This window comes from Natronobacterium haloterrestre (genome assembly GCF_900112205.1).
Taxonomy (GTDB): domain Archaea; phylum Halobacteriota; class Halobacteria; order Halobacteriales; family Natrialbaceae; genus Natronobacterium; species Natronobacterium haloterrestre.
The window spans coordinates 105,262-114,928 of sequence record NZ_FOKW01000012.1 but is presented as its reverse complement, the minus strand read 5'-3'; the positions used below and the strand labels follow the sequence as shown (position 1 = coordinate 114,928).

The following is a 9,667-nucleotide window of genomic DNA, read 5'->3' as shown; positions in this document are numbered from 1 at the left end:
AGTTCCGTGAAATTGTCCTCATGTTCGCCATCATCAACATAGAAAAGCTCTGTGAGCCTCTCTAACTACCATTCAGAAGCTATTCAACAAAGCAGCATCTTGGCAGATGTGGGCCTGGATTATTTTTGGCTGCTCGAATTTCCCGAGGTTCTTGGGGTAGATGTACCCGTACCAGTCGTCTTTTCCTTCTTTACGACCTCCTTCGCGACCCTCAAGAGCGTCTTTGTGTTCAAGGAAGAACTCCCACGTTTTCGGTAGATTTTCTTCTAAGTAATCTTGTGAATAAAGGCCTGCATCAAGTTCCCCGTTGTCAGCCGTTTCAGCATAGTAGGGATGTATAACGTGAAGGCCGCCCCAACTCCCACGCCAGCGTGTTACTTCGTCACCTTCGAGAAATGGACGAAGCAGGTCGGTTTCAATTTCGTATTCTTCTGATTCTCCGGTAGGAACTACAGTTACAATGTCGCCCTCATCCTCAGATTCTATACGATTAGCATCCAGTACGTCCACAACGTAGATTTTGTTTGCGCTGGTTCGGATACCTTGGAAGACTGCGTCGGTCACATCGCCGATGACGGCGTCTTGTTCGTCCTCCAACTTCTCGAACACCTGCAACTCCTCAGGTGGCATCAGCGGCCAGTAGTCTGGCCCCGAAAGCCTCTGTTGTGGGAAGTCGAATACGTCAATGAACTCGTCACTGTATCCCGGCTCGCCACGATAGTCACGGACTGCTTCGATGATAGCCTCGTCTAACTCGCGGTCGTTCTCCTCGTCGGTGTTTGCCTTCACTCGGACACACCGAATATCGTTGTCTTCTCGGGCAGCTTCATCAGGTTCGTCCTCCAGAATCACGATTGCCGGATAATTGGTCGCATCCTCGAAAACGCCAGAGTCACGGAAGTCGTAGACCTCCTCGATGCGAGCTTCATTCAGAAGTACCTGCCGTAGCCCTTCTCCGTAGTCCGTGACCATGAACTGGTTCGGGGTGATGAAACCGAGCTTTCCGGTGTCTTCGCTGAGCCAGTCGAGTCCACGCTCGTAAAATGGGCAGTAAATGTCGTAGTTGCCCGTCGTCGCGTCGTACAACTGGTCCATCATCGCCTTCTGGCTACCTGGCAGGTTCTGGATGCGGACGTAGGGCGGGTTCCCGACCACGTAGTCGTACTCCATGTAGTTCTTGACGACGAGGGCCAGAACGGTGTCCTCGAACATCTTGAACAGCCGCCCGTCGTTGTGTTCCTCCTTGAGGTACCGGACGTTTTCGAGCATATCGTTGACGTACGGCTCGAAGAAGTCCTCGACCCCGTCGTACTCCCGCGAGGTGTAGTGATTGACGCGTTCTTCGAGGCCGCTCTGGTACGTCCAGTCGTATTCGTCCCCGAACTCCTCCGCCAGACGCATATGCGCCTTTACCGTGTCCAAGACGCCCTGAAGGGCCGCGAAATACTCGCCGAAGTTACTCACACCCGTCTCTAACTGGATGGTGTCGAACAGCGGCATCCGAACGCGTCGAACGAGGAACCCGTCTTCCGTCTCCGCGACCTCATCTTCGTCCACTTCGACCGGGAGCGGCACGGGAATCCGAACGTCCTGGTCGTCTTCGGTCATCGCGTCGAAGGTCATCTGACGCGTACTGTCGTCACCGATATCGACCCCAGTCAGTTCCCGCTCGTTACGGAGCGTGTCAGTGCGGTAGATTGGGAGCCGGCGAATGGTGTAGGAGGCATTCTGCTGCTTCGCTTTCCGATACGCCGGGAGAATCGCAACCACGAACCGAATCTGGGCCATCAACACGGCGAACGGGTGGATGTCCAGCCCGACGATTCGCGGTCGCGTACAGAGGTCACGCAGATGTTCTTCCCAGTCCGGGTCGTCCTCGTAGTTCTCAACGTCAGCGATGTATCGCTCGACGGCTTCCACGAGGAACGTGCCAGACCCACAGGACGGGTCGATAAGTCGCTCATTCGAGACACCGCGGTTGTAGTCCACACCGTCCATGATGTAGTCGATGACCGGCTGCGGCGTGTAGAACTCACCCAGAGCTTTGCGCGTCTCGGGGTCGAAGTATCGTTGATAGAGGTCACCGAGGAGGTCACCCTCTACGTCTGCGAAGTCGAACCGCAGGACGTTGAAGAAGACCTCGGCGACGGCTCGACTGAAGCGGTCCCGCGTGGCTTCGCTGATTCGCTCGACTTCGCCTGTCCCCTCTGCGACTGCCTCGAACTGGTTCGGACCGCTTTCGTGGCCACGCGACAGTTGCTCGACGTAGCCGTCGGTCCACCACACAAAGATGTCGTCCTGGAACAGCCCCTCGACCAACTTCTCCTGCATATCGTCGATGAGGTTGTCCGCCGCGACCGGGAACGCATCGAGGTTGATGCTGTCGCTGAAGCCCTGGAGGCCACGGAAGTAGTCGTCCATCCCGTTGTAGCCTGTTCCGGCGAAGAAGTCGTGGTCCTCGGTGGCTTTGGCCAGCAGGAGCCGAGCGAGGAGTGCGTGCCCACTCTCAAGACAGAACATGAAGTCTCGAAGCGATTGCTTGCCGTCGATGAACGGCTCCCACGAATCCGGGATGTTGTCATCATCGGGTACATCGGCGTAGGTTGCTTCCCAGAAGTCGTATGCACCTTTGACGAACTTCGCCTCCCGTTCATCACGGAGTTCCTGAAGCAAGTCCATCATCCCGATGACGAGGTCGGCGAAGGGACTGTCCTCCTCAAGCCGGAAGGTATCGAAGAAGTGTTCCTGGCCGAGTTCAGCCTGCTCGTCCAGCGGAATCGGTTCGAGCCGTTCCAGGAACTGATTCACGTCCTCGGGGTCGGTCAGCTCGAACTCTCGCTTCTGGAGGGCACTGACGAGGTCGCGAGCCTCGCTCTCGGTAACGGCCCCGAGAGAGACGGCGAGCATCGGACGGTCCTCACCGCGGCGATAGAGCCGAAGCGATTCCCCGTTGGTGAGGACACCGTACTCCGCTCGGAGATGGTCCATGTAGTGGAACAACTGGTCCTCGTGCGGCGGGAGGTCACGCCCGGTCGTCTTGAACTCGTAGACCGCGGTGACCGCCTCGTTGGTGTCAAGCGTGATGTAGTCTGGCCGGCGGTCGTCCGGGAGCGTAAACTCGCTCCGCAGGTCTGTTCCCGTTCCCTCGTAGTCGAGCGCGTCGTAGAACCCTTGCTCCAGAAATAGGTTCTCGACATCGCGCTCGCTCATATCCTCGTTCGCCTGGTCGGCAATAGCATGGAGAGAGTCGTGGACAGCGTCCGCGTCTGGCATTACCAGACCCAATTCAGTGACCCGTCAAAAAAGTACGCAAAGTACAACGTTCGGGTAGCTGTATCGTCGCGTTGCTCGTAAATCAGTACCGTCTCCGATGACGGCGGGAGTAGTACACGCAGTGTTCTACGCAACGGTATCGGTGAGTTCCGGGCTTCGCACTCCGCGCCTCATCGGCGCTGGAACTCAATCGTGTTGTAACTCGCGGTGTCAGTACCGCAGCCATCGCCCGCAAGCCGCCGCTGTTGCGACGACTCTAAACTGCCTACCAGAAGTGGTCGTGCGCTGAGAATCACTCTGGTAACTGCGTTGAGGTGGTTACCTTGGAGTGCTTCCTTGCAAGGAAGCTGCACTCTCCCCCCATATCTCAGGATTGTGTCCCTTGGCCGCACTTGCGTCGGGCTACTGCCGAAGGCCTGTCAGTCCCGCGTTGGAAACGCTCGCACATCGACGGCGTCCGTAGGTTGTGTTCCCTACTTCTGCCTCCATGCGAGGCCGGCCACCACCCAAAGCAGCGGTGCGAGAGCCGTACCCGTAGATACGGCCCTTGACCTAAGCGGACACGCTTGCTCAGTCGGATTTTCACCGACTGCTCCCGGAGGAGCCTCCGCGATTGCTTGTATCTCGTTACTCGTCGGTGTCAGTCACTTGTTCGACCAGTTCGCTTACCACGGCACCGTATGGTACTTCCTGGGTTCCGAACAGCTCGATTGCTGCTTCCTCAAGCAGTTCCTTCTCCTCGTGGCTGACGCTGATAGTGGTTTCTCGGAGCATGGACGAAGACGAGAGAACACGGACGGCTGTTTCCGTCTCGTCACTACTATGAAAGCACACGGGTTTATATAGGTAGGGGGGTGCCCTAACCGTACGTTGGTGGTCCTCAAATTCAGTAAAATCCGACTCGTTCTGTAATTTCGGGGTGCCCCTCGAACACCCCCGGTGGGGTCGTTCAGGATATCGGGTCGAGACGCCGACCGCCGAAATTCAGGTCAAATCTGCAAACTGCGCGAGCGGGGTTACCAAACAAATGGCGCACGAACCCCGCTCGTGTGCTAACCCCGAAGGGGTTTGGAAACCGACATTGACTTCATGACCTCAGATGGCTTTCATTGCTCCACTTCACTCATCTTCCAGACAATAGGCGTCACCGATTGGTCCCTCACTGCCATCAACTCGGCCGGTAGCAGTCTGGTCAGCTTACTGGTGGCTCTGAGGTGGCTCTGAGACGGCCCTGAGGCGCTTCTCTCAACAATTGTCCCAGTTCTAGGTGGTCTTGGTTGTCTTGCTGTTGGAAGGCGCTCAGCAGACTCTCAGCGCTGTCAGAGCGAACGGTGGTTACTGCGGTAGTTGGGCTACCGGAGAGGCTCCTTGTCGGTCCAGCAGAGCGGTGTAACGCCATGGTGTTGAACATCGAGAGTACAGCCAGTGGTTCTAATACCGTGGTTCTAACACCGATGAGCCGGTTGATGTTACACTCAATTAGTGTTGTACCTTAGGTACCACAGTAGGGGACAGCCCAACGGGGTTGAACCTCTTAGGTTACCTCCTCTGTAGGGTCATCCCCTATAGGTGGTCCCCGTAGGACATCCCCAGTTGGTCATCCCCAGTAGGGGGCAGGCCAGCATGAAGTCACGAACTGATACAAGTTCATGACCTCACGATGGCTTTCCACACATACCTACCATTCTACATAGTATTATTAAAATCTGCTAATTTTGTGTTGGGTGCCTCTCTGGTGTTGGCGTACTTGTCGGAGGTATTACTCTGGAGAATACCCTCCATAGGCTCAGTTTGATTTTCTATTGTATCTGTGAAATTCGAGCGGTTCGGTTACCCATTGGGCAGATACCATACGAGACTTTGACCCGCCTTCTTGGACTCGACTTTCCCAGCATCTTCTAAGGATTTCAGCCGACGATAGGCGTTATCCGAAGAACATCCGACCACTTCCCCGACCTCGCTTGTCGAAGCGAGTGACTGCTCCTTCACCGCCTGTATAAACGCCTCATCGGGATACTTCTGCGTGATTTTTCCAGTTTCTGAATCTTGGTTGAAGTAAGGTGAGTCCTCAGTCATGCGTAACACTACGTGAGCGACTCCTATCAGTTTGTCCCTACACTACGGAGAGAAGGGTAAAGTCTAAGTCCCTACACTATGTAGCGCAGGGTAGAAGGTCACAGTCCCTTGGGGCGTAGCTCTCCGAGAGAACGCCCGTGCGTTAGGGCCGCACGGACGGTGGCCTTCTGGGCACCAGAAGACCATGCGAACATCAGCAAGCCACCGACTTGAGCGTGTCGAACAGCACAACGTAAGCAACGCCGCTCCTCTCGCAGATACCGCCCGTCATCGGGGTGAGGGCCGATGACAGAGCGCGAGGAACACGAAAACGAGGAGCGAACGGTGAAGTGTCCGGTCGAGGGCTGTGACGAAGAAGTCCTGGCGCGAGGTATCCACCTCCACGTCCGCCAGAGTGCAGACGACGGACACGGACCGCAGGGCGAGGTCCCTGACGGCGTCACGTTCGACGGCCTCGAAACCGTTGGTAGTCAATCTGTACGGATGAAATACCCAACCGAGCGGGATAGTGAGGAAGTAGCGCGACTCTGTCCGTACTGCTCCGAGGTCTTCACCGGCAAGGAAGGAGTCCGCATCCACCTCGGGCAGACTGCTGGACGGAAGAACCATCCACCGAACGCCAACGAACTACACGAGCCGGAAGACTTCCCCCAAGTCACCGTTGACGCACACGGTAACGTAGAGGGAGTCCTGAGCAAGTGGGCTGATGACGGCGAAGACCTTCCGACAGGTCCCCGTCTACCAGCGACCAGGGTCTATCGGTACATCGCTCAACTTCTGGCAGAGGACAAGTACCAGGAAGCTCAGCGAGCGCGTCAGATGCTTCTCGGTAACAGCGAATACGAATAGTGACCTGAGGTCGGTGAGTAGGTCAAATTCGCACTCGTTAGTGTAAGGCGTTCTACTGCCATCAGGTATTTGCCACCACAGAACATGGCAATAATATGGAATTTAACCAGATAGTACCAATACTTGGCCTTCCGATGCTTCTGATGACGACTGGGGTGGCATATGATGCACACAAACGGAATAAGTACGCCACGCCCTGGTTTCTCCTCGTCAGTGTAATCGGACTGTTTGGGGTCCTATTTTATTATATCACAATACGGACAGAGGAAAGAGCTGAATCATTACCAGCACCGCCGAAGACAGTCCGGTATCTAACCCCCGGTCTTGCTGTACTTGGGGCTGTACTTCTGATTCCATCACTGGCAGTAATAGCAGCGGAGACAAGTGAGTCCGGTCTTGGATACCTACTATTCGTGTTTCCAGCGATTGCTATCGGGATAACGCTCTCTCTGGAACTCAACCACGAAGCACTGAAGAAACAACGGCTGTTCGCTGAGTTCGTTTATATCCTCTCACTGGGAGTTTTCACCCTGCTCGTTGCGATTCTCGCTATATTCAATCAACCAGCAGACTGGATGCTCCTCATCCCTGTCCTCATAGTGGTTGCGCTACTGATTGGATGGTATCGTTCTCGGACACCACGTATTCTCTCTACAATAGTTGATTAAGGGTTGTAACGCGACTAACTACGCGCCGCGCTTTTAGCAGTCTGGACCTTGCTGCTACCCCATCCTGTCGAGCGCGTCTTTTCGGTCTTCGACCGGCACAGCGTCGTACTTCATCGTAGTCTTCGGATTCTTGTGCCGGAGTTGGGCTTTTGCCGCGGCGAGGTCGCGCTCTTTCGTCATGTAGGTCCCGACGGAATGCCGAATCGTGTACCAGCTCATCTTCCTGTTCGCTGTCTCGATACCGGCCTCATCGCAGAGTCGGTGAAGGAGTCGGCGAAGGCTGTTCGAACCATACCGATTGCCGCGCGCGGTCAACCAGAGCGCATCTGTCTCCTCGTAGCGGTCGTAGCGGTCGCGCTCCTCAAGCCAGCGTTCGAGGTAGGCGACCGTCTCGTCTTTCAGACCAACCGTCCAGTTGCCGACGTTCTTCGAGGACTCCTCTTTCGGGATTCGGAGGACGCCGTTCTGTACGTCCACCCACTGTGTCGAGGCGCGGCGGACCTCATCGGGGCGAAGGCCGGCGTCGAGACTCACACTGACCAGGGACGGGACCTTCCACCCCTCGACTTGTTCCCAGTCGTCAGCGTTAATCGCGTCTCGGGGCTTGTTTAGCAGGTGGCCAATGTGGGTGAGCCACCCTTCCTTTTCCTCCCCGCGAACGTCGCCCGGTGATGGAATCTCACCGCGGCGAAGTGCAGCCTGTCGGATTTGCTGGCGCTCCTCGCGCGTGAGAAAGTCTTGAGGTTGGTGGTTCCCGCCGGAGCTGTCGAAGTTGTAGTCGAACTCCCACTCATCGCGGTTCTTCCGGTGTTGGAGCCACTTTCCGTAGCGTTGAACGCCCTCCTGTAGCTTCCCTTTCGCCGTTTCGGACTCCTCGTAGTCGAAGGCCAGCCACTCGATGAACGCCTTGGCTTCGTCCTCGGTCGGCGGCATCGAGTAGCCGCCGCAGTTCTCCCATCGCCACTTATCGAACTTCGCAGTCCGGTACGCAGTGCCGTAGACGGTGTGGGGAGAGTACCCTTTGGCCTTGGTTGGGTCCTTCCCAACGTTCAACAGCCATGACAAGAATTTCACTCGGTGTTCTTTGTAGTTGATAGATTGCTTGTCAGTCAGCACGTCGTCGTGCGTTTTCGGTATTACCACGATGCCACGGTTGAGGTCGATTTCCTCCCCCACGCTTTCGGTACAGCGTGAGAGTGTCAGCGGTAGCTCATATTCCATGTTTGACTTGCCGGGCAGAAAACGGACGAACGAGGCCGCAACGCGGCCGATGTGAGTGCGCGGGACCGGATTCGAACCGGCGGACCCCTACGGGACAGCGTCCTAAGCGCTGCGCCGTTGGCCTAGCTTGGCTACCCGCGCGCACTCCCGCCTTTTCACGAATCGAGTAAGAACCTGTCGATCCGACGCGTCGTCACTGGTGCTTGACCGGCTCCTCCGGTGACCAGTCGGGCGGGACGATAAACGTCACGTGCTCCGGATCGCGTAGCTGGTGGAGCTCCGCCGCTTGCTCGGCCAGCGAGCGGTCCCGGTACGGCATCTCGAGGCCGCAGCCGGTACAGACGAGTTTGCAGGTTGGTTCCTTCATGTAGTGGTCCCGATGAGACCGCCGGTCGGGAAGTCACGTCGACTGCTCGTTTGTCGTCCCCCCGCTTTAGTAGTTGTCTCCTAGTGAAACCGCGGGAGAACGGCCGGTTCGCATAGTCGTTCGTAGCTGTACGTTGGATCGAGTAGCACCGTATTGGCGATCCACCCTACGATCGTTGCGATCGTTTCCGGTCCGTGGCCGCGGGTTTATTTCCGATGAGGCGATAGTCCCGGTATGCACAGCGCGCGGGACCGGATCGAGTACCGATCGTGGCTCGAGGACCTCGAGCGGATCGCCGATCGGCTCGACCTCTCGACGGAAGCGCGATCCACGGCGACGGACCTCTTTCTGACCGACGTTCCGGACGACGATCGCTCGAAGCGGGCAGTCCTTGCCGCGAGCGTCTACGCAGGATCGCTCGTCGCCGGCGAGGGACGCACGCAGGGCGAGGTCGCCGAGGCCGCGGACGTCTCCCGGCTCTCGATCCAGTCGCGCTGGAAGGACGTCCTCGAGCGGGCCGGCCTCGAGCCGCCGGGCTGGTAGCTCGACCCAGAACCGATCACTGTCGTCGGTAACAATCGATTAGGGCGGTGTTATGTCCTGCTGACGATCGGGTAGCGGTCGAAAGACGATATTAGGCGGCGAAAACGGTGCGAAAACGGGACTGACCCTCACTCGGCGTCGTCCAGCACGTTGCCGTGTTCGTCGATCTCCCCCTGGACGATACGCGTGCTCGAGATGATGTCCCCGTCTTCCGCGCGAACGTGGGGGACGACGACGACCTCGAGTGGATCGTGCCCGTGGTCGCGACGAATCTCGTTGATCCGTTCGCCGCCCTCCCGGGTCTCCGGGGAGACGACCAGATAGTCGAACTGTGGTTCGGTTGCGATACCGGTCGGTTTCTCGAGGGTTCGGATCTCGAACTCGCGGTCGTACTCCTCGGCGAACGTCTCGAGGGTCGCCTCGAGATCGGCCTCGCGTTCCTCGTAGCTCCGTACGGGGCGATCCACCTGCCGCGTTTTCGGCGCGAGCTCGTCGCTCGTCAGTCCGACGGTCACGTCCCCGAGTTCGAACGCCCGTTCGAACAGCTTGCGGTGGCCGTCGTGAACGGGGTCGAACGTCCCACCAAGCGCGACGTCCATACCCGACCACACTTGCGCGCCCCGTATAAAACGGTCGAATCGGGGGACCGACCGGCCGACGGCCCGCAGAA

General features: G+C 57.5%; 8 protein-coding genes, 1 tRNA gene and 1 pseudogene. 3 read left to right on the top strand and 7 right to left on the bottom strand.

Annotated elements, in window-relative coordinates; genetic code table 11:
- Window positions 1-369: 369 nt before the first annotated feature.
- The 3 genes and pseudogenes from BM113_RS19170 to BM113_RS19165 form a co-directional block, all read right to left on the bottom strand.
- Window positions 370-3,273: pseudogene (locus BM113_RS19170) on the bottom strand (Eco57I restriction-modification methylase domain-containing protein); the annotation flags it as partial.
- A gap of 627 nt (window positions 3,274-3,900) precedes the next feature.
- Window positions 3,901-4,047: a hypothetical protein gene (locus tag BM113_RS22450; protein ID WP_177209227.1), complete on the bottom strand. Its 147-nt coding sequence runs from the start codon at window positions 4,045-4,047 to the stop codon at window positions 3,901-3,903.
- Between the two features lie 1,056 nt (window positions 4,048-5,103).
- On the bottom strand, window positions 5,104-5,349 hold the full coding sequence (locus tag BM113_RS19165) for a helix-turn-helix domain-containing protein (protein WP_089789613.1): 246 nt from the start codon (window positions 5,347-5,349) through the stop codon (window positions 5,104-5,106).
- 285 nt (window positions 5,350-5,634) lie between these two features.
- Here BM113_RS19165 and BM113_RS19160 point away from each other — a divergent pair, with 285 nt between their 5' ends.
- Together BM113_RS19160 and BM113_RS22035 are read left to right on the top strand one after the other, a co-directional pair.
- Window positions 5,635-6,198, top strand: a complete 564-nt coding sequence (locus BM113_RS19160; protein ID WP_089789612.1) for a hypothetical protein — start codon at window positions 5,635-5,637, stop codon at window positions 6,196-6,198.
- Between the two features lie 95 nt (window positions 6,199-6,293).
- Entirely contained in the window at window positions 6,294-6,866 is a 573-nt protein-coding gene (locus BM113_RS22035; protein ID WP_143095861.1) for a hypothetical protein, read from the top strand.
- A 54-nt stretch (window positions 6,867-6,920) separates the two neighbouring features.
- Here the strand turns inward: BM113_RS22035 and BM113_RS19155 are convergent, their stop codons facing one another.
- From BM113_RS19155 to BM113_RS22445, 3 genes are all read right to left on the bottom strand, one after another.
- Window positions 6,921-8,087 (bottom strand): tyrosine-type recombinase/integrase, encoded by a 1,167-nt coding sequence (locus BM113_RS19155; RefSeq protein ID WP_089789611.1) that lies wholly within the window; start codon window positions 8,085-8,087, stop codon window positions 6,921-6,923.
- Between the two features lie 56 nt (window positions 8,088-8,143).
- Window positions 8,144-8,228 (bottom strand) — tRNA-Leu (locus BM113_RS19150).
- 52 nt (window positions 8,229-8,280) lie between these two features.
- Complete coding sequence (locus BM113_RS22445) at window positions 8,281-8,454, bottom strand: hypothetical protein (RefSeq protein ID WP_006674019.1); 174 nt, start codon at window positions 8,452-8,454, stop codon at window positions 8,281-8,283.
- Window positions 8,455-8,688: 234 nt separating this feature from the next.
- Between BM113_RS22445 and BM113_RS19145 the strand changes: the two genes are divergently transcribed.
- Window positions 8,689-8,997 (top strand): transcription initiation factor IIB family protein, encoded by a 309-nt coding sequence (locus BM113_RS19145; RefSeq protein ID WP_089789610.1) that lies wholly within the window; start codon window positions 8,689-8,691, stop codon window positions 8,995-8,997.
- A 128-nt stretch (window positions 8,998-9,125) separates the two neighbouring features.
- Here BM113_RS19145 and BM113_RS19140 read toward each other — a convergent pair whose 3' ends face one another.
- The gene (locus tag BM113_RS19140; RefSeq protein WP_089789609.1) at window positions 9,126-9,596 is read right to left on the bottom strand and encodes a phosphopantetheine adenylyltransferase; all 471 of its coding nucleotides are present in this window, start codon (window positions 9,594-9,596) and stop codon (window positions 9,126-9,128) included.
- Window positions 9,597-9,667 lie beyond the last annotated feature (71 nt).

Excerpts from the sequence above, each read along its gene's own strand:
- BM113_RS22450 (WP_177209227.1), bottom strand. The coding sequence starts at position 4,047 with ATGCTCCGAGAAACCACTATCAGCGTCAGCCACGAGGAGAAGGAACTG.
- BM113_RS19165 (WP_089789613.1), bottom strand. The coding sequence starts at position 5,349 with ATGACTGAGGACTCACCTTACTTCAACCAAGATTCAGAAACTGGAAAA.
- BM113_RS19160 (WP_089789612.1), top strand. The coding sequence starts at position 5,635 with ATGACAGAGCGCGAGGAACACGAAAACGAGGAGCGAACGGTGAAGTGT.
- BM113_RS22035 (WP_143095861.1), top strand. The coding sequence starts at position 6,294 with ATGGAATTTAACCAGATAGTACCAATACTTGGCCTTCCGATGCTTCTG.
- BM113_RS19155 (WP_089789611.1), bottom strand. The coding sequence starts at position 8,087 with ATGGAATATGAGCTACCGCTGACACTCTCACGCTGTACCGAAAGCGTG.
- BM113_RS22445 (WP_006674019.1), bottom strand. The coding sequence starts at position 8,454 with ATGAAGGAACCAACCTGCAAACTCGTCTGTACCGGCTGCGGCCTCGAG.
- BM113_RS19145 (WP_089789610.1), top strand. The coding sequence starts at position 8,689 with ATGCACAGCGCGCGGGACCGGATCGAGTACCGATCGTGGCTCGAGGAC.
- BM113_RS19140 (WP_089789609.1), bottom strand. The coding sequence starts at position 9,596 with ATGGACGTCGCGCTTGGTGGGACGTTCGACCCCGTTCACGACGGCCAC.